Below are 19,862 nucleotides of genomic sequence, written 5' to 3'. Positions count from 1 at the left end.
TAAAAGTATTAATACCGGGCGAGGTCGCCGGCGGCTTGGAGGCCGAGGTTGGCGACGACTTCCTGCGCGCCGGTCACCATGAATTTGAGCTCGCTGCCCACAGCAATGAATTGCCAGCCAGCATCAATCCGCTTTTGAGCCTGCTCGACTGATTGAGTGTGAATGCCCACAGGCACGCCATGTTTTTGACCAGCGGCCAGTATCCGGCCGAGCATGGCTTCAAACTCTTCTTGAGTCGCTTCGGTACCATCGGGAGCACGCATCTGTGCAGCGAGGTCGTTGGGGCCGACGAAAATCGCATCGACTCCCGGCAACGAATAGATCGCGTCAGCATTGGCCACCCCTTCGGGGGATTCTGTCTGCAGGACGACGAGAATCTCATCATTGGCATGCTGGTAGTATTCGCCAGCACTGGTGCCGAAGTTCAGAGCATGCATCGAACCACCCACCGAACGATTTCCGGCAGGCGGATACTTGGCAGCAGCAATGGCAATTTTGGCTTCTTCCACCGTGTTGATCATGGGGACGACAATGCCATGTGCCCCCGCATCGAGCACCCGTTTGATGTAATCGTGATCGCCACGGGGAACTCGCGCCAGACAGACGCCACCGGCATCGGCGATCGCACCAAACAAAAGTCCGGCACTATCCCATCCGATGGGCGAATGTTCCAGATCGACCGTCAACCAGTTAAAGCCACTGCGGGCCATTAAACGAGCGGCGAAGACATTCCCTAAAGAAAGCCATGTGCCAATTTGTGGCTCGCCATTGGCCAAAGCACGTTTGACAGGGTTCTTCCACATCGGGTTACCTTCGTTACAGGGGATCAATGATGATCGTCACAGTGAGATTCGTAAGCCTGCAGGATACATTGCCGACAGGGATGATCAAAGCCGCCCGTTGGGCTATCATCACGATTGAAAGTGCGATTCTCCAGCATGATGGATGGGAAATGACGGAAGCAAGTGGTTTGCCTTTTGAAGAAACTCCACCATCTTCCACGGATTCGGAAGCGATAAGTGGCTTTGTGGCCGTTACCAAAGTGGGAACGGTTCCAGAGGGCCAGGGGCGTTCGTTTGTAGTGGCTGGCCGGCAGATTGCGATTTTTTGCCGGGCTGGCGAATACTTCGCCACTAGTGACTTTTGCCCCCACATGGGAGCACCGATTGCGGACGGCTATGTGGATGTCGATGGCGGCGTGGTTTGCCCCTGGCATGCCTGGAAGTTCCGCCTGAGCGATGGCTGCTGGCTCGATAATCCCAAGTCCAAAACCCGGCTTGAATGCTTCCCCGTGCGGATACACGAAGGAAATATTGAAATCGCCATTCCCCAGACGGCAACCACTCCTCACGATGAGTGAACCAATACTGTAAAGGATCACTTTTGATTTCAACAGAATTTGGAGAATCAGGAAGTCGATTCTGGTGCCAGATTGTGATCGATGAGATCCGCGGGCAGATGACATGCCACGAATGCTGCTATTTAAAAACATATCTCAGGTGGAAACGCCAGCCCAAGTACTGTCTCCCGGTGCAGGATATCCGTGGAACATACTGGGATGCGGGGTATTGGGGTCAAACATGGCACAAGGAACCGTTTCTGGTCATTGTCACACAACAAGGCCGAATCCATATGCCTGCTCGAGCACGCGGCTTTAGTGAGCTTAATAACTATCTACAGCAACTTCCTGTTTCAGAATCCGCTCTGCGCTGGTACGAACATCCATTCGCACAAACGATACTTCTGTTGCTGCTGATATTCCCGTTAGGGCTGATCATAGCCATACTTATTGCCAGCCGGTTGGGTCGTTGATTCCAATCGAGGCTACGTCAGTTGATCTATCACGAGCAAAGTGCGGTCATCAGAAGCCGGTGCGTGATGCGTGAACACATCGACCGCAGTCAGGATGGCATTGCGAAGTTCTTCGGGTGTCCCCTGCACCTGACGGATGAGGTCGTCCAGCCGCTCCATGCCAAAGAGTTCAAATTGCGGATCAGCGGCTTCGACAATACCGTCGGTATAGATGACGAGTCGATCTCCTTCCTGCAGTTCTAAACTGGCGTTCGGCCATGTTAAATCGGGAGCAATTCCCAAGGGTAGCGAGGTGGCATTCTCGAGAGAGATGATTTCTCCAGTTCGCGCCCGCCACAGCCGGGGCGGATTATGCCCTGCCGATGAATACTCAATGCACCTGGTGCGCGGATGATAGATGCCGAAGAAAGCGGTAATAAAGTGATTGGATTCGAGTGTGTACCGGCTCGTCAGATGGTCATTGAGATGAGCCAGAAGTTCACTGGGCTCTGTTGGAGGGCCGGCAAGCATATGGGCAATGCAATGGGTCAAGGCCATCATCACAGCCGAGGGAGTGCCGTGACCACTGACATCGGCCACAAGGATGCCCATTGAGTCATCTGGATAATTGAAGAAATCGTAGTAATCCCCCCCAGCCTGACGGGATGTCTGGTAGTGAGCGGAGACTTCGAGGCCAGCCCTGCGTGGAAGTTCTTTGGGGAGCATGGATCGTTGAATATCGGCGACAACCTGAAGTTCGCGTTCGACCTGCTGATAGGCCGCCTCAAGTTGCTCGGCCAAGACCAGATTTTGTGTCGCCTGCCCGAAGAGATTGGCCATCCAGACACGTTCGGGAAGTTCATCGGGCGAGAAGCCATGGGGCTCGCCATTCGAGAGCACCACCATATTCTGAGCGGTTCCTTTATCGAACAGGGGAATCGCCATGATGCTGCGCTGGCCACTCAGGAATTCATAAGAGGGGTCATCCGGTGAGATATGACAATCATTGAGAATTTGCGGCTCATCGGCCCAGATGAGTTCTGCCAGGAGACCGCCTTTCAAATGTGGCAGCTTTTCAGGCTCCTTCCACGGATTGACTTCATGCTGCCAACCACTGAAGCGAGTGACACGTACCTGGCCTGGCGGCAGATCTCGTCTCGAAAGAGAAATACGCCGCATGCTGGGCATGAGTTCAACCATCCGGCGACCGTAGGCGCGAACCATGGCCTGGGGATCGTGTTGCAGACTCATCTCGCGCATCATGTCGACGATCGTGCGCAAACGTTCCTGCCACTCCTGAGGAGCACCAGGAAAAATCTGATTCAAAGGAGTCGCCACAACACACCTTTCCCGCACGCTGGCCATTCATTTCTGAGTGGCCGGCAGTGATCCTTCACGAATGACTATTGCCCAATGAATAGCATGCGCAATTTTGTGGCGAGCGTCATGGGAAGACGCCAGAAATGTCTGAAATCGCAGGCACAAAGCCGTTCGGTAGGCATGGGCAACAGCCTTGAAACTCAAGGCTTGGCGACTTTATTGGGTGCAATCAGCGCCTCTGGCTGAAGCAGGTGGAAGTAATGCCCATGGTCGGCGGTGACGATGACCAGCGACTCTTCCCAGTTACTGTGTTTTTCCACCCAGTCGGTAATCACGCGGACTGCGTTATCGCCACTTTCGATGGCTCCAATCGAGTTGTCGAGATTGTTGTCGTGATTGGCCCAATCGACATCTCCCGCTTCGACCATTAACCAGAAAGGTTTCTTCTTCGCTTCGAGCACCACGAGAGCGGCTTCAGTCATCTGTGCGAGCGTGGGGTTCTCGGAGAGATCGGCCCGTGTGTACTTTTCGGCCGAGCCGGAACGTCCCGGGGCCGGTTTGAAATCTCCATTGGCTGTGGCAAAGGGGAGATGCCCTTTGTAAGCACCGACACCATAAAAACCAAACAGGCGTTCGTTCTTTTCTGCCGCCAGTCGAGCCATTTCCATCAGGTGACTGGCGCCATCGATGCCTGGCAGACGTTCGGCCACTCGGTACTTTCCACCATGAGTGACATCGATGGTTTGTTTGTCGGCATCAGTCAGATAGAGGTTTCCGGGAACAAAGTTCTTCCCCTGTGCAGAAGCTTCTTTGGCATCTGTCCCGGCTCCACCACCAATGACGACATCCATCCCGGGTAATGGTGCCTGAGGATGTGCAATCGAAGGTAAACCGACCAGATCGCGTGTGAGATCCTGATAGTCGTCGCGGTCAACGTTATGAGCGTAAGCACAGGCAGGTGTGGCATGTGGGACGGGAACGCTGGTGACGACACCGACATTCCAGCCGAGCCTCTGTTGCTGATGGGCGATCGTTTCGAACTGGCTGCCATCGGGATAGACGTTGACGGCGTTGTTATAGGTTTTTTTACCGGCAATCATACTCGATGCTGAGCTGGAAGAATCCGTGTAGGCATGTTTGACTCGTTTATCAGAAGCACTGGCAATGGGATACTTCGGGTCTGCAGCAATCGACCAGGGAAATTCGCCGCCACGGGTGACGTCGTAGCCTCCCAGCATTTTTCCGCCGGGGTTTTTGACCGTTTGCAGATCGACATCGACCTGAGTCCCCTCGTTATGAGGGCTGGTGACCATGTAGCCGAATTCGGTTGTTCCGCCGGCTGTGTAATCCTGGAAATGAAAGCCTGTTCCGCGACCCTCTTTGTAGGCCACCTTTTGATTGCGATCGATGGACGCATTCCACGTCGATTGCCAATCCATGCCATCGAAGACAACGAGAAAGATATACTTTTTCCCGGCTTGTGCAGCGGCCTTCTGGAGATCGTAAAGATTGGTCTGATCGCAATAGCTGGCCTGGGGATTCACTGTCGCTTCAGGAAGAAAACCATAGATCTTCCGCAAAGCGTCGGCTGATCGATAAAGGCTGTTCTTCCCTGTGTAGGCAGCGAGTTCTGTCGGGGCCGGCTTCTGCCCAGCCTGAGTTTGAAGTGGACGCGTGCCGAACGTGTAGATCGGGATCAACCGATTCGAGTGGCTGCCCCACTGTGTGTATTCTTCAGGATTGTAGCCCCAATGACCAAAATCGGCCTGATTGCGGCCAATCGCCATGGTTTGCAGTTCGCGAATATGATCATTTCGGGTTGGTTCTTCACCGGCTGCCCAAAGAAAGGTTCCCGTCATCAGCAGCATCAACAGGCACAGCTTGGAAAGATTATGGATCGAATACGGTCTGGTCATGAGGCTATTCCAACTTCTTCCAGAATTTTTCATCGCGAATGGTTGCCACCGCCGATTGACGCTGCTCGATGTCCCTGCATCGCAGAGGGAACCTGCAGGATCAAATACGCTGGTTTTCACCTCTGGGCAAACCATTAGTGGATTTGATCGTTTGCGACAAATCCTGAGGTGCTATTGAGAGTGACAAGGTCTCTGGCAGGCCGCAAGTGAAAGGGCCGGAACAGACCCGGCGATATCAAATTTTCGCCGAGTCAGTGTTTCATCATACAGCCCGAAAACTACAGCTTATACGACAGGATCCACAGGACAGCAAAAGCCAGGAGCATGGCTGTCAGAATGGTCACGCACAAACGAAAAGCCCGGCGGAGAATGACATCGGGGAGCTCATAACGGCTCGCGCTATAAACGAGGCTGATGACCATCGCCAGAGGGAGCAGATACCAGGTGGGAACAATTTCGGCGAGCAGCATAAGTCTACCTCGTTCAACCAACAGCACGACAAAGCGTTCAAAGATTTCCTACCAGACGAAAAATCGAAACATTCCAGAGCTTTATGTCGAGATCACATCTCGTCTGGTCGTCCTGAGAACCAGTTGTCAGGCTAGTCAGGTCTTGAGAACTGCTTGAGCTGGTTTGGCAGCTCGACTTTCGGAATTTGTTGCTGAGTTCGCACTGGTCGCCTCAGTCGCAATTGTCGCTGCTGCATTCTCTGACGATGGAGCAGTTCGTGGCTGTTCATCGCCAAATCCATAAGCGGGCCCTTCGACACAATCCCAGATTGCGAAGAGATTGAGTAAACCGGCAATCAATGTGAACACAACTGCCATATCGTATCTCGCACCCAGACGCCGATAGACATCATTCAGACTTTGCTGATCAGGTGGTGCTTCGAACGAATCCATGAACGATCTGGGAGTGCTGCCGATCAGTAGCCTCTGCAGGTCGGGATGATCGTTCGGATTGCGACCAATGCTGACTTCAATCGCTCTGCCAGAACCACCTCCAATCTGGGGAGCCAATAGAAACCGGCTGCCACCCAGAGGCAGATCGACCTCGCGATCTCCCACCGTTCCCACAAAGCGGCCACCCAGTTCATAGCTGAAGGCCGTTCGCTCGGACGTAATGGTTAAAGTTCCTTTGGCAGGGCCACCGACACCTTCTCTGCCTGGGCCAATGGCTTTCAACTCACCTTCGAAAGGAAGATTAAGTGTGCCGGAAATCGATGAAAGTTCGAGTGGTCGATTGGCCGGCTGTGCAGCACGCAGCCCCTGAAAGTATGCGGGAAGAGCCACAGCACCTGTCAGCAGTTGCGTGGCATACCAGACTGTGGGGAGACGAGTGTCGGCTTTGTGGTACACGACCATACCGTCGCCGAGCTTCATGCCACCCAGAAACGTGCCCAGAATACAGAAAAAGTAAATCGTCCCCTTGAACCACCGCCCCTGATAGAAATGACCAGCTCCGGGGATGAGAAAGGCCAGCACACCGGCAATCCACGGGTTGGCCTCTAACCAGAGCGCGCGATGCGGCTCCATGGCCAATTCGGGCGATGTGGCATTTGTTTTCGATTCGGTCATCTCTTCCCTGCCAGCAGAACAGCGGAACATGAGCACAGTTTGAACACGGGCGAGGCCCGGGCTTGTGCCAAGCGCAGTTTAAACATCCACTGACGATCTGACCAGCAGAGTCTGAAACTTGGCTCGACTGTCAGGCCAACCTCGCTTTCGTTCAAGGGCATTTCCCTGAAGGATCACCGCCGATAAGAATCATCCATCAAGGCTCAATTTCCAATTTCCCGATTGTCGGTTTCCCCTGCGTGTATTAGCTTTTTCGAGAATCGTCCCGTCACGGGACTTCGACCATTTCTGTACCCTCTGGATTCAACTGATGTGGATGGGCCACTTCGGTCTCAGGCCTTCACCCACCAGAAAGACCTTGATCATGCTCCAGCTTTTGAGAACTCTCTGCTCAGCTAACGGGTGCACCTCGACAGATCTGAGACACTCCCGACTTGTGACAGGGTGCCTGACTTCGTTACTGGCGTGCTGTCTCAGCCTTGTTTCCAGCAGTGCGGCCATCGCTCAAACAGAATTGATCCTGAAGTTCAAAGCCGGTGATGTGTATCAGCAGAAGGTGACCACGAGCACAATCACTGGCGGAGTCGTCGCCGAAAAGCCTGTGAAGACGACGCTTCAACAGGAAATGCTGATCACGACAAAAGTCGAAGCTGTTACGGAAGGCGGAGCTGGCAAGCTGACTCAGGTGATTGACCAGATCACCCTGGACATCGACCTTCCGAATGGAAAATCCGTCGCTTACGATTCGAATCAGAAAGAGTTTTCTGATCCACTTCTGACGGCATTACATAAGACACTGGGATTACTGGATGGCGCCAAGTTTCAGTTTACGGTCTCACCTCGGGGAGAATTCAGCGAGTTTGTCATCCCGCCCGAGTTAGCTCAAATTGCCAAGGCTCAACCGCAGGGGTTGATGGGCGACAGCCTGTCGGAAGCGAGTCTACGACGGATGTTTGAAGATACGAGTGTCTCCCTTCCCCAGGGGCCCATTACCAAGGGGGCCACATGGAATCGCAAAACCAATGTCAAACTTCCGATTGGCGAGATTGTCAGTCATCTCACATTCACTTACGAAGGGCCGGAAACCGAGACTTTGGAGCGAATTGGTGTGGGTGGCGATATCGAGATGACACCGGCAGAAAAGTCACCTTTGGCAGTGACGTTGAACTCGAAGAAGCTTTCGGGAGTGGTGCTGTTCGACAAAGTGGCGGGGCGGGTTGAATCGAATCAGATCAAACAAGTGCTGGAAGTGACTGTCGCCGCTGGTGGTCAGACGAATGACATTACGATCGAGAGTGAAGTGAAAACCAAGCTGCTCCCGGCCGCCAAAGAGTAGCATTCACCAAGTCGTTTTTGGGGTGACACGCTTCGATCGGGCAGCCACGAGCCAGTCAATACGCCATTCAAGGTGTTGATGTGCCGTCCCATACGAACAACTGCCACCTTAGGGTGGCCCGGCCAACTCGTGGCCGGGTTGTCGTGATTTCTCACGACAACAGGAAGCCGCGCCATGCGCATGTCCTGCCACCACTTTAGACTTTGTCTTGGGGGTAGCACGACCCTGAAGCCCCTAAAAACTAAAACAGTGCGAAAGGGCGTGATCGCAAGCCGTGTTGTATGTATCGACCATGTGGCAGGGGACGGATGTCTTTATCCGCCTCCGGATCAATCGGTTTCACCAGCACGAATACACCTGTAAACAGGCTTCATGAGAGTTGAGAAAGTTCGCCACGGACAATCAAAGTCCAATGACCTGGGGGCAAACGAGGACGTTTGACCCCAGCCACCCCGTATTAAGCCACGCAGCCTCCTGCCACACCGTAGATAAACATCGATACAAAGTTGTGTATCAAAGACAGGTGTTGATCTGCCTGGTTGATGCATCTACTGATTGAAATCTCTAATAGTGAGGCGGCTTTTCGTCGACAGGCGAGTCTGCATCGGGGAATTCCAGCGCACGAACTTTGCCTTCGAGCAGAGTGACCTGCCGATGGGCCGCTTTCAGTTCGCGTTGCATGGCAATGAGGACTTCATGCATCTGTTCGACATCATGTTGCAGATGGGCCAGTGCCATTTCGACAGCCATAAGTCGATCTTCGGGAGATGGTCCATCAGCCATAACAGTGGTCTCGCGTTGAGGGCAGGCTCAAGAGTCTCTCAGTCAGGCAGCCTCATGCATGCCGCTTTGAGAAATGAACTCTACAAAAAACTTTAGCGGAGAGCATCGAGTGCCCGCAGCCTCAGTGCTGAAATCGCGGGAAGAAACCCGCCAATAAAGCCCATCACCATGGCCAGCATCAGTCCGGAAATCAACGTGGCACCATCGACTGTCAGTTCCAGAACGACCGATTTTCCACCGCCACCACTCCCTGAGACGACACTATTGGCTGTCCAGCCATCGGCGAACAAGCCAATCAAACAACCCAGCAGCCCTCCGAACAGTGCCAGGAGCAGAGATTCAAGCACAAACGAGACAAGGATGTGTCTACGTTTGAAGCCCATGAGTTGCAGGACACCGATGTCTTTGATTCGCTGAGAGACAGCCGCATACATGGTGTTCATCACGCCAAAGCTGCCACCAATCGCCATGATGCACGCCACAATAATAATGGCATACAGAAACTGCTCATTTGTCTGCGATAGCTTCTTGTAATACTCGGATTCCACTTCGGCACTTAATTGTGCTTTGGTATATTCGGTATTAAAGAATTCCTTGAGCTTCTGAGCACTGGCGTTGTCAGCCGTCCGCGCGACCATGGTCGTGTAGCGTTCTTTACCGAACATCGGGCCGACGACACTCTGTTTACTCCAGATCTCTGAATCGAATGATGAACCAGTCCGCTTTAGAATCCCGGTGACGTACCACACACGGTTATTCAGTTCGAAACGGTCACCGACCACAAATTCTTTGCGGGAACGGCCATCAATCGCGCCTCGATCTCGCCCCATTTCCGTCGCCATACCAGCTCCCATCACCACCTCGACGAGTGGAGCCGCATTCACATCATCAGGGTCAGGACGAATCCCGGCTTCCGAAAACCATTCACCAGAATCGAGAGTCATCCCATGCACTCGACCAGCCATGACAGGATCGACAAGGCCACGGATCTGTAGAAAGCGGCGTTTCGTTTTCCCTTCAGGCTGCGGAACACTCTGAGCGGCGAGAAGATACGTTTCGCAACTGACCAAAGGCTGTTCGCCATCCTTCAAGATCCCCGGTTGGTTGGCAATATCGTTGGAATCGGCCATGGCGAGACTGCTGAAGGCTTCATCCAGGGCACCTTCAGCCAGAATCAGCACGTTGCCGGGCTGACCACTGGTCTCTGTCAGGCGGTACATGCCATTCACAAAAGCCTGCATGACCGTTAACAGGCCAATAACCATCGTAAAGGCCATGGCCGAGAGGAGCGTATTTCTCCAGCGGACGACCATATTGAGCACGTTGTACATCACCGGAACGCGATTGATTACCAGCAGAATCGCCAGGAATGAACCCATGCCCCAGACAGTAAAGGCCAGCCAGGCGGGCAGCCTCCAGGAATCGACGATTGCGAATGTCAGTCCAGTATTGATCATGATGATCTGCAGGCAATCACTTTTTTCTAGAACAGGTTCTTCAGAAGCCACGGGTTGGTGTCATAGCGTTTCATGTCAAAGGGTTTCATGTCATGGAGTTTATCAAGTGACTCGACTGAAGATCTCTGAAACTTTGACACTACAGGCCGACCAGGCCGGAATCAGGCTCCCCAACAAAGCTGTCCCGGCACCCATGAACGTACCGACAAGTATGGCACTGACAGGGACATCAAAAGTGGGTAAGAACCCGATTTTAAAAGGCAGACCACCCAGCCCGAAGTTGATAAAGGCGTAAGTTGCGGTGGCACTGAAGAAGCCTGCCACGACACCGACAAACAACGCTTCACCTAATACAAGCAGGAGAATCTGATAAGGTTGAAAACCGAGCACTTTCATGACAGCAAACTCCTGCTGCCGCTCGCGCACGCTGATGCTGATCGAGTTCGCAATCACTAACGCCAGGGTCGCCATACAGGCTGGGGCCAGGAGGAAGCGGGCACCCCATAACAGATCGCGATAACCTTCGAGAAAGTTGCCGATGCCAGAGGAGGCAGTCTCGACTTTGACTGCTGGTGCAGAAAATTCAGGAGCCTCGGCAATTTGGTTAGCGACCTCATTAAAGGCATCGCGAGTCGGGACACGCAGCCAGACGAGATTTAACGACTTATCTGCCAGAGGATGAGCCTTACCCTTATCCCGTTGATACTGATCGAGTGCCGAGTTCAGGTAATCACGCCGGAAGGTGGTGGATTCATCGTATCGACCTTGAGGGAATGTTCCCACGATCTCAAACTCGAGAGAAATGTCCTTATAGTTACGGCTATAGAGTTTAAAGCGGTCACCGACCTTTTTATTCAACTTCTTCATCCGGCTCTGGCCAAGAATGATCCCCTGCTTATTCTGCTTGAGCTTCTCGACGGCAGCCGCGAGATTCTTATAGTCACTGGAATCAGGCGAAAGCTCATCGAGTTCATCCATCATGGTAAGAACCTTTTCTGGTTCCATGACGAAGGCAAAGATGAAAGAGTTGAAATCTCGACTCGATTGATCGGCTTCGAGTGAACCAAGAAAGAAGGCCCAGGACATATAATCGGTCGGTCGAGTATCTGTCTCACTTTTGGCGGCCCCCTGGGCCAGGCCAGCGACATATCGGTACGGCAACTGGCTGGGAATCTGCCACTTTTCGGTCGCAATCAGCTTGAGATTCGCACTTTTTTCCGTCGTGATTCGATCAAGATTATCGAGGACTGTGTAAACGAGCGTGACAACCAGTACGAGGGCGACGGTCCCCAGTGCGGTTAATAGAGTGCGCAAGGGATTCCGGAACGTATTGTCCAGCACCAGCCATGCCAGCCGTAGTGTTAAACCCATATTGTTATTCGCTTGATCCGGTCATTTTCATCCGCGTCATCGGGAGCAAGTTTCAAACCCCAGCGATGAAAACACGATCCTTGTTTTCCAGTTATCTATCGAGCAGTTGCCAAAATATCTTATTCTGAAGCCTGAAGCCTGAAATGATCCACAGGGCTTAATGAACACCAGAAAAGGTGTGGGCTCCATAGACTTCATCGACGAGCTTCCCCTTTTCGAGATGTAAAGTGCGATCGGCCCGGGCAGCAGCTTTCGGGTCGTGTGTCACCATGACAATCGTTTTGTTTAATGAGCTTTTTAAGGCCACGAGTAAGGCAAGAATTTCTTCAGCAGCTTTGCTGTCGAGATCGCCCGTCGGTTCGTCCGCCACAATCAGGGCCGGATCAGTAACGAGGGCCCGGGCAATCCCCACGCGTTGTTGTTGACCGCCGGAGAGTTGACCAGGGCGGTGATGCATACGATCTGACAGATTCACAATGTTCAGCGCCATTTCGACCTGCTGGCGACGCTGGGCGGCTGTCATCGGGAGCAGCAAAAGTGGCAACTCCACATTGCGATACGCGGAGAGAACAGGGAGCAGGTGATAGAACTGGAACACGAAGCCGATGTTCCGTGTACGCCACAGGGCGAGCTTGCCTTCAGAGAGCCGGGAGATCGGTTCGCCACGTACAGTCACTTCACCCGATGTCGGTCGATCCAGACCGGCAATCAGGTTAAGAAGTGTCGTTTTGCCTGAGCCTGAGGGGCCCATTAAGGCCAGAAACTCACCTTCCGGGACGCGCAAAGAAAGTTCATCAAGCACATGAACTTCTTCACTTCCGCGACGAAACGATTTGGCGACATGATCAACGATGACACAATCTGTCGGGGAAGCCACCACGCTTATGTTCCTGCAGCAGAATCTGTTTTAATATCCGGATGATTTGAGGACGCTTTGATTCGCGACGTTCTCTGTCAGAAAGCTCCCAATGACAGGCAAAGTCCTCACTCAGCTTGTGCAAAGACAGAGTACCGATCGGACATCATGGGTTACGAGAATTCTCCGAAAATTGATACCAAATCAAAGGGAGAAGTTCTGCGGTGCCATTGAAAGTCATCACGAAGACGTTTGGGGATTTGCGACACTGATGGACATTTGTGTTGGTTTTTGGGTTTTTCTTGCGAAATTGATGACCATACGCCCAGCGCGAGGAATTCCAGGAACTTTTTCCACGAAATGGTCTTCCCTAGGGAATCAGTGGTTGAGACAGAGGGGCAGAATCAGGTTTATTCGGACAATCCAGTCCTGGCCTGCCTCAGGTTCGGGGCCTGTGTCATATCAATTATTCTCGATTTGTACCGCAAAAGGTGTTTCATGAGATTCTGGATCAGACCTCGCGGTCCGCACTATCCAGGCCCCGTGGGCCACAAGCCCCCAGTCGGCCGCAAGTCAGGCGTAGGCATCCACTGGATGATGCTGTGCTCTTTAACGCTCTCGATCCTTTCGGGATGTGGGCAAAGCCCATCCACCAGCCAGAATTCCCAACAGGTGATATCGAAGGCAAGCACTGCTGCAACTGAACCCGCCGCAAATCCCTCCACAACCACACAGCCTCAGATCGCCGCCAATTGGCTCGAAAATCCTCAGGCCATCGACTTGTCTGGGCGATATGGGCGACGACTGCAGATCGTCTGGAAAGACACCACTCGCGATCCCATGGAGGCTGATGACGACGACGACTCGATGGCAGATCGCGATGTGACTTCCCCAAGTGATCCAGCGGACGCAAACAATCCCCTGATGGCCGAGAATCTTCCTGCGGGCTCGTCACAGGTCACCGCAGGCAACGATGAGGCATTTGGGGGCGTCCTTGATCAGAAACCTGACGATGCCAGTGTGAGCCAATCGTCTCAGGCCGACTGGTATGCGCTGATTGATGGTGAGCCCGTGCGAGATGAATCCGGGATCCTGTTGTCGATCCCTTGTGAAGTGCGTGTCCCTCCTGGTCCTCATGAAGTGACTTTGGCACAGCCGGGAATGGCTGATCTATCGAAAAAAGTGGAGATCCGGCAGGATCGCAAACTCAGTTTCGAACGACCCGAAAAGCCGGAACGAGGAGCCTCGTCACTTTCGGGCCCACTCTTTGATTTGGCAAAAGGCGAGTTTCTCCCACTGGATGAACTCAACACTGCCGGGAAAGAGTACGACCCCTGGCTTTCTACTGATGGACTCACACTGGTCTTTGCCGGTGATCGAGCGGAGGGTCGAGGCGTCTATCTGGCGACACGTCCGACAAGGTACCATGAATTTTCGCCTGCCAGGTTGATTGAAATCACACGGTCGGGTGAATTCGTCTCTACGCCTGTCCTCTCACCGGATGGTTTGAGTTTGATCTATGTGCATCCTGCCCGCACGCGGATCTGGCTGCTGGAACGAAACTCTGTCGATGAACCCTTTATCAAACGTGAGGCTCTAAGAAGCATCGACCAACCGGGGTTCGAGTGGATCGGGGCCCAACTGATGTTCCCTGAGGCCATTTCACAGACACCGCAATTCAAAGCTTCGGCGAACTTCCAGTTAGCATGGATCGAACGGAACGCCGCAGGTCAACAGCAGGTCTTCGTCGCTGAAGGGCCGAGCCTGGGGAGTTTGTCCAAAGCCCAGGGGAAAGCTGTCATTTTACCCGGAGACCGACCCTGGTTTACCGCTTCGACGGATCGTCAATTCAGTCTCGATGGCCCGATTCTGCAGAGATGGATTCGTGAACAATCTCTTGGGCCGGTCGCCTCGGCGCTCTATGGAAATCCATCTCCGATCGGAGAGTTTCCCGATGGATTTCCTCCTCCACTCGCCAACGAACGATCGCTGTTTATTACCGATGATGAGCAGTGGGCTGTCGCTGCCGTCACATCCGCAGCGAGCGAAGCCACCCTACAACAACAGCCGGGCGATCTCATGCTGCTTCGCCTCTCGGATGGCCCGCAATGGGGTTGGAAATTCCAGGGGCGCAGTCTGAAGCCAACCCCCTCCACCGAGACCACACCGCCGACATTAGTCGCTGATCAGTCAGCAACGAAAGTCATGGATGGACAAGCCCCTTCTTCACCAGCCACGACGAATCCACCAACCGCCGTTCGTGAGGAAATGGATCCCTCCACGAAGACGAACGCCGATCCCGCAGCGACCGTAATGAACCAGCCTGCACAACCGGTGGAAACTCAAACGGCCTATACGACCTATGAGAAATCGCTGGCTGAGTTTCGCAAGGCTTTGGAAGCTCGCGATTACGAACAGGCAGCACAAATCCTCCAGCAGCGGCAACAAACTTCCTTCGCGACGGCATGGAACCAATTGACAGAACTCGACCTCGCCTGGCTGCAAAAACTCAATGAGTTTCAGGCCATGGTGAACGATGGTGTTCGCCAGTTGGAGCCGGGAGCCACAGTTCGCGTTGGTTCAGCCAAACTGGAGTTGATTGGTCTCAAAGAAGGTGTCCTGAGTTTGAAATCGCGACTGAAGACCATTGAAAAACCCCTGTGGGAAATGTCGACGGGCGATCTGCTGGCACTGGCTGAATCTCTGCCGGGAGGGACGAATCAGGCATCAGCCCTGAAGACGCTCGCTTTCGTCAAGGCAGATCCTCTTCTGCCAGCACGAGTCATCGAATTGTGGCTGGGTCGTGCCGGCCCTGGCGGACAGGATTTTCTGGAAGCCTTCAGCACGCGCGAACTTGAAGAGGGCCGCCTGGCACTGGCCGAAAATCGCCTCAGCAGTGCCATTGAACATTTTGGCAAGACGATTGCCGCTGGTCCGGAAAAACCCGCCGCACAAGCCGCCGAACAGGAAAAAGCCCGTCTTTACGATCGCACCCACTGGAAGATTGTCGGCAAGCGTGACTGGGCTCGCGGCCCTGAGGGTGAATGGAGTGCGGATGCGAGGCGGATCGACGGGGCTTATCTCGTTTCTGAAAGTGATTACGAGAACTTCGTGTGCGAGTTTGAATGGAAAGCCGATCAACCCGGTGCACAGGGCGGCCTTTACTTCCATTATGCGGGTGAAGGAAACCCCTTTGAATTTGGCTATAAAATCCATCTTGCTGGCGATATGGATCAGCAGGGAATGGATCAATATTCGACGGGTGCCCTCTTTGGATCGGATGCGCCAAAAAAGAAAGTCGCCAAAAAGAATGCGTGGAATCGCTTCCGCTTGACGGTCGTCGGCCCCAAGACGACTGTGCAGATCAACGATGAAGTAGTGCTCGAAACCGATGTCCCTGTTTCTAAAAGCGAACCGCGTGGTTTTCTGGCAATCGACGGGGTGGGTGGCGCCTTCCGCTACCGCAAGATTCTGGTTTATGAACCGAGTCCCACTCCAGCCACCAAGGCTCAAAACTAGTTCCGTTTTGAAGTCCGGCACTGGCCGAGGTGAACTGGCAATCTTCCGTTTAAACCCAACGCGCTGACGCGAGAAGCTCTGCTACCACGTTCCTTACACTCCAAGTACCCGCAGCGGAGATCGCTTCATCTTCCATTCAGGTTCTTGTGATACACCTTGGCGAGAAACCTGTTACCTGCCGAGCCTGAGCATCCACAGAAAAGATGCTCGGTCCCTGATCAGTAGCCGGTTCCAGCGTGAATCGAGAGCCAGTCCTCCGGGAAGATGAATAGCGGGGAATAAGATGCGGACAATGCTTGTGGGAAGCGTGCTGTTACTGGTCATTGCAGTGGCCCTCGAATCGGTCTGGCCACAGACGGGTGATGGCCCGCCACAAAATGGTCCCAGAGAAAATGGTCCAGGGGGCGGCTTTTCACCCTTCGGTCCACCCGGCGGATTCCCTGGCTTTGGCGGACCACCGGGCTTCGGCGGCCCGCCCGGTGGTGGACAGGAACGCAAGCTGCTCTCGAAATTCGATGCTGATAAAGACGGCAAGCTGAATCTCGCAGAGCGACAACTGGCTCGAAAAGAATCCGCTCAGGGAGGTGCTGGATTCGGCGGCCCCAGAGGGCCTCGCGGCGGTATGCCTGGCATGGGAGCCAATCGTACACCACAAGCCGGGAAGAAAATCCTGCCCGAGAATGTGACGCCTGCCGGTGATACTGATCTGTACGATCCGTCGATCGTCCGCACAATTTTTTTGAACTTTGAAAGCAAAGACTGGGAAACAGAACTCTCGGACTTTCACAACACGGATGTCGAGGTTCCAGCCTTAATGCAGGTTGATGGTCAAGATTACCCCGATGTCGGCGTCAGCTTCCGGGGAATGTCATCCTACGGCATGGTACCAGCCGGCTTTAAGCGGTCATTCAATGTTTCTATCGATGCCTTTAACGACCAGCAGAAGCTCGGCGGCTACAAAACGTTGAATTTACTTAACTGTAATGGCGATACTTCGTTCTTGAGAGGTTTTGTCTACTCTCAGATCGCTACGGAGATGATCCCCGTCCCTCGTGTGAACTTTGTTCGTGTCGTTGTGAATCACGAAGACTGGGGTGTCTTTGCCAACGTCGAGCAATTCAACAAAGATTTTATCAAAAGACACTTTGAGAACAGCAACGGCTATCGGTGGAAGGTTCCCGGAAGTCCTATGGGCCGCGGTGGGCTGGAATTTTTAGGGGACGATGCCAATTCCTATAAGCGAATTTACGAGATCAAAAGTAAAGACACCCCTGAGGCCTGGGAGCGATTGATTTCTTTGTGCCGCATTTTGAATGAGACACCTGCTGAGCAGTTGGTCGAAAAGCTGGAGCCAGTCCTCGATATTGATGAGACCCTGAAGTTTCTGGCGCTGGATGTCGCGCTCTGCAATAGTGATGGCTACTGGACTCGCGCGAGTGATTACAGTCTCTACTGCACACCTGAAGGAGAATTTACACTCGTTCCACACGACTTTAATGAGATTTTTCAATCGGGTGGCCCCGGCGGTCCTGGTGGCCCACCGCGTGGCGGCCCGGGTGGATTTGGACCACCACAAGCAGGTCAGCCACCATTCGGACCACCGCCAGAAGGCCAGCCGCCATTCGGGCCACCAGGTGGTGCACCCAATGGATTCGGACCACCTCCCAATGGGAATAGCAATCCTCCTCAGGGACGAGTGGCAGGTGATCCCAATGGTCCTCCTCAAGGGCCGGGTGGCGGGCAGAATCCTCGGGGTGGCCAAAGACGTGGCCCAGGTGGCGGTGGACCGGGGGGTGGTGGACCCGGTCATGGTGGGCCGACACTCGATCCACTGGTCGGGCTCAACGATTCGACAAAGCCACTGCGCAGTAAACTTCTGGCTGTTCCAGAACTCAAGGCTCGCTATCTGAAGTATGTCGGGCAGATTGCCGATCAGTACCTGGCGGCCGAATTTCTTAAGCCACGGATGCAACAGGAATTTGAACTGATTTCACCTCTGGTGGCTCAGGATCAGAAGAAGCTCTTCACGACAGCCGATTTTGTGCGCGAATCGAAGTTTATTGAGATTCAGAACTCCTCAGAAAATGCTCGCTCGACGCTGTGGGATCAGATTCAGAAACGACGGGAGTTTCTTCTCAAGCACGCGGAAGTCCGGGCCGCCCTTGGCAAGCAGAACACCGATGGGCGAACATCCGCCATCAAGATTCAGCGATCCTCCAGCCGACAACCGGCTCCCTTGTCGTCAGCCCGTTAAAAGCTCGTGGCAATCTTTGGGAATGGAGTGTGATTGGTTTCCGCTCACACTTCTTGAACCGTTTGCTGATGTAGCACATTGAAACCGATGGATAGCAAAGGACGCCCAATGTATCTTGCGACAAACTCAAGTCATGATACAGACTGCGATGCAGTCTCGTTCCCCGTATCGTCCATTGGAGAAAGATCACTGCCATCGTCTGATCTGCAGACGAAGCTCCCGTTTTCGTTTCGTGACTTGACTCAAAAGCTGTTAACGTCTCCTGTTTCAGAAACTAAGTATCTGATTTCAAGATCGGTCGCGGATCTTGTTTCCGGCTGGGCACAAGTTTATATGCAGCCCGATCAGCATGCCGACCCTGCATTAGGAGATGGCTACTGGGTGCGTACCTTGTATCTCGACACGCCGGGGGCTGATATCTATCACCGCCGAGGGGTGGGTCGCAGTCGTAAATTCCGTATTCGAGGATATGGAAGCTCTCAAGAACTCTGGCTGGAAATGAAGTGGAAGCGTAATGGTAAAGTCCGCAAACGTCGTACGTTGATTCATCAGAATCAGCTTCCGCTGGTCATCACGAATGCCTCTCAAGAACACGAGTGGTTTTCGAGTCGAGTTGATCGCTACCAGTTACAACCCGCCTGTCAGATCACCTATCGGCGTCAGGCTTATGTATGTCGTACATCGCAAGGAGTTTATCGACTTACACTGGATCGCGAGGCATTTTCACAGCCGCATGATGGCTGGAAGGTTCCTCACGAAGCTGGAAACTGTCGGATTCTCAATGCGGAGAACGCCATTCTGGAATTAAAGTATCAGGGCGACTTCCCACTCTTCTTCAGATCGCTCGTCGAATTAATTCCTCAAGTTCCCGCCTCATATTCCAAATATCGACGGGCAATTTCCACATTGATGGATCAATCGATGGGGGATCCAGCATGCCCGACTGGTTAGCCGCTTTCTCGCTGCCATCCGTACCTCCACAGGACTTTAAGAACATTGTGGCTGCGATGGTGCTATCGGTTCTTTTAGGGATGACGATTGGCCAGATCCACCGCTGGACACGTCCACTTCATTCCGGGAGCGCCTCATTCCACGCGACTTTGGTCTTGATGACAATTCTGATTACGCTGGTGACACAAGTCATCGGCGATAATGTCGCACGGGCCTTCAGTCTGGTGGGTGCCTTATCGATTGTGCGCTTTCGCACAGTGGTTCGCGATACGAAGGATACCGCGTTTGTCATCTTCGCCGTCGTGATAGGTATGTGTGCCGGTGCGGAACGCGGCTGGCTGGCGATCGGAGGGACCATCCTCGTTGGTCTCGTTGCGGCCATTTATCGAGATCGTTCCTATAACCCTTCCACTTCGCTGATCCGCTACCGGTTAATCCTGCGGATGGGGCTGGCACAAGAAGTGGAAACGCAGGTGCATGCCCTGCTCCAACGGGTCGCCCGCAGCTACGACCTCGCAAGTCTCAGTACAGTTCGTCAGGGGAGTGCTATGGAAATGACCTACTCGCTGCAATTGAACCGCGCGATCTCGCCGCGCGAATTGCATACGCAACTGAGCCGTATCGAAGGGATCCAGAGTGTCGAACTGACGGCATCCATCGAGGAAGATCGTTGATGAGTTTTTTACTTTTTCATCGCTGCCGTTACTAGCCGTTTTTCAAGTGGGAAAACC

General features: G+C 53.5%; 16 protein-coding genes. 7 read left to right on the top strand and 9 right to left on the bottom strand.

Going from position 1 to position 19,862, the window contains the following annotated elements:
- Window positions 1-8: 8 nt before the first annotated feature.
- On the bottom strand, window positions 9-803 hold the full coding sequence (locus A6X21_RS09900; protein ID WP_068847610.1) for an HpcH/HpaI aldolase family protein: 795 nt from the start codon (window positions 801-803) through the stop codon (window positions 9-11).
- Between the two features lie 26 nt (window positions 804-829).
- Here A6X21_RS09900 and A6X21_RS09895 point away from each other — a divergent pair, with 26 nt between their 5' ends.
- Window positions 830-1,360, top strand: coding sequence for a Rieske (2Fe-2S) protein (locus A6X21_RS09895; protein WP_240490225.1), 531 nt, complete (start codon window positions 830-832; stop codon window positions 1,358-1,360).
- A 23-nt stretch (window positions 1,361-1,383) separates the two neighbouring features.
- A complete protein-coding gene (locus A6X21_RS09890) occupies window positions 1,384-1,812 on the top strand; it encodes a hypothetical protein (protein WP_068847608.1) in 429 nt (142 codons plus the stop codon).
- Window positions 1,813-1,824: 12 nt separating this feature from the next.
- Here A6X21_RS09890 and A6X21_RS09885 read toward each other — a convergent pair whose 3' ends face one another.
- The 4 genes from A6X21_RS09885 to A6X21_RS09870 all read right to left on the bottom strand — a co-directional run bounded on the left by A6X21_RS09885 (window position 1,825) and on the right by A6X21_RS09870 (window position 6,604).
- Window positions 1,825-3,129, bottom strand: coding sequence for a PP2C family protein-serine/threonine phosphatase (locus tag A6X21_RS09885; RefSeq protein WP_165603747.1), 1,305 nt, complete (start codon window positions 3,127-3,129; stop codon window positions 1,825-1,827).
- Between the two features lie 182 nt (window positions 3,130-3,311).
- Window positions 3,312-5,027, bottom strand: coding sequence for an alkaline phosphatase (locus A6X21_RS09880; RefSeq protein WP_068847605.1), 1,716 nt, complete (start codon window positions 5,025-5,027; stop codon window positions 3,312-3,314).
- Between the two features lie 278 nt (window positions 5,028-5,305).
- A complete protein-coding gene (locus tag A6X21_RS09875; RefSeq protein WP_013111406.1) occupies window positions 5,306-5,497 on the bottom strand; it encodes a hypothetical protein in 192 nt (63 codons plus the stop codon).
- Window positions 5,498-5,632: 135 nt separating this feature from the next.
- Window positions 5,633-6,604, bottom strand: a complete 972-nt coding sequence (locus A6X21_RS09870) for a TM2 domain-containing protein (RefSeq protein WP_131818272.1) — start codon at window positions 6,602-6,604, stop codon at window positions 5,633-5,635.
- A 310-nt stretch (window positions 6,605-6,914) separates the two neighbouring features.
- Between A6X21_RS09870 and A6X21_RS09865 the strand changes: the two genes are divergently transcribed.
- On the top strand, window positions 6,915-7,940 hold the full coding sequence (locus tag A6X21_RS09865; RefSeq protein ID WP_131818271.1) for a DUF6263 family protein: 1,026 nt from the start codon (window positions 6,915-6,917) through the stop codon (window positions 7,938-7,940).
- A gap of 564 nt (window positions 7,941-8,504) precedes the next feature.
- Here A6X21_RS09865 and A6X21_RS09860 read toward each other — a convergent pair.
- The 4 genes from A6X21_RS09860 to A6X21_RS09845 form a co-directional block, all read right to left on the bottom strand.
- Window positions 8,505-8,723, bottom strand: a complete 219-nt coding sequence (locus A6X21_RS09860) for a SlyX family protein (RefSeq protein WP_068847600.1) — start codon at window positions 8,721-8,723, stop codon at window positions 8,505-8,507.
- Between the two features lie 92 nt (window positions 8,724-8,815).
- Complete coding sequence (locus A6X21_RS09855) at window positions 8,816-10,180, bottom strand: ABC transporter permease (RefSeq protein WP_068847683.1); 1,365 nt, start codon at window positions 10,178-10,180, stop codon at window positions 8,816-8,818.
- A gap of 102 nt (window positions 10,181-10,282) precedes the next feature.
- The gene (locus tag A6X21_RS09850) at window positions 10,283-11,551 is read right to left on the bottom strand and encodes an ABC transporter permease (protein ID WP_068847598.1); all 1,269 of its coding nucleotides are present in this window, start codon (window positions 11,549-11,551) and stop codon (window positions 10,283-10,285) included.
- 157 nt (window positions 11,552-11,708) lie between these two features.
- Window positions 11,709-12,431, bottom strand: coding sequence for an ABC transporter ATP-binding protein (locus tag A6X21_RS09845; protein ID WP_068847596.1), 723 nt, complete (start codon window positions 12,429-12,431; stop codon window positions 11,709-11,711).
- A gap of 474 nt (window positions 12,432-12,905) precedes the next feature.
- Here A6X21_RS09845 and A6X21_RS09840 point away from each other — a divergent pair, with 474 nt between their 5' ends.
- The 4 genes from A6X21_RS09840 to A6X21_RS09825 all read left to right on the top strand — a co-directional run bounded on the left by A6X21_RS09840 (window position 12,906) and on the right by A6X21_RS09825 (window position 19,805).
- Complete coding sequence (locus tag A6X21_RS09840) at window positions 12,906-15,926, top strand: 3-keto-alpha-glucoside-1,2-lyase-like domain-containing protein (RefSeq protein WP_068847594.1); 3,021 nt, start codon at window positions 12,906-12,908, stop codon at window positions 15,924-15,926.
- Between the two features lie 283 nt (window positions 15,927-16,209).
- Complete coding sequence (locus A6X21_RS09835; protein WP_083233514.1) at window positions 16,210-18,180, top strand: CotH kinase family protein; 1,971 nt, start codon at window positions 16,210-16,212, stop codon at window positions 18,178-18,180.
- A gap of 87 nt (window positions 18,181-18,267) precedes the next feature.
- The gene (locus A6X21_RS09830; protein WP_083233513.1) at window positions 18,268-19,131 is read left to right on the top strand and encodes a polyphosphate polymerase domain-containing protein; all 864 of its coding nucleotides are present in this window, start codon (window positions 18,268-18,270) and stop codon (window positions 19,129-19,131) included.
- The gene (locus tag A6X21_RS09825) at window positions 19,116-19,805 is read left to right on the top strand and encodes a DUF4956 domain-containing protein (RefSeq protein ID WP_068847589.1); all 690 of its coding nucleotides are present in this window, start codon (window positions 19,116-19,118) and stop codon (window positions 19,803-19,805) included. Before A6X21_RS09830 ends, A6X21_RS09825 begins: the two co-directional genes overlap by 16 nt.
- Window positions 19,806-19,862 lie beyond the last annotated feature (57 nt).

Source organism: Planctopirus hydrillae (genome assembly GCF_001707835.1).
In the GTDB taxonomy this organism is placed as follows: Bacteria; Planctomycetota; Planctomycetia; order Planctomycetales; family Planctomycetaceae; genus Planctopirus; species Planctopirus hydrillae.
The sequence above is the reverse complement of the archived record's forward strand: the minus strand, read 5'-3'. Positions and strand labels throughout refer to the sequence as shown.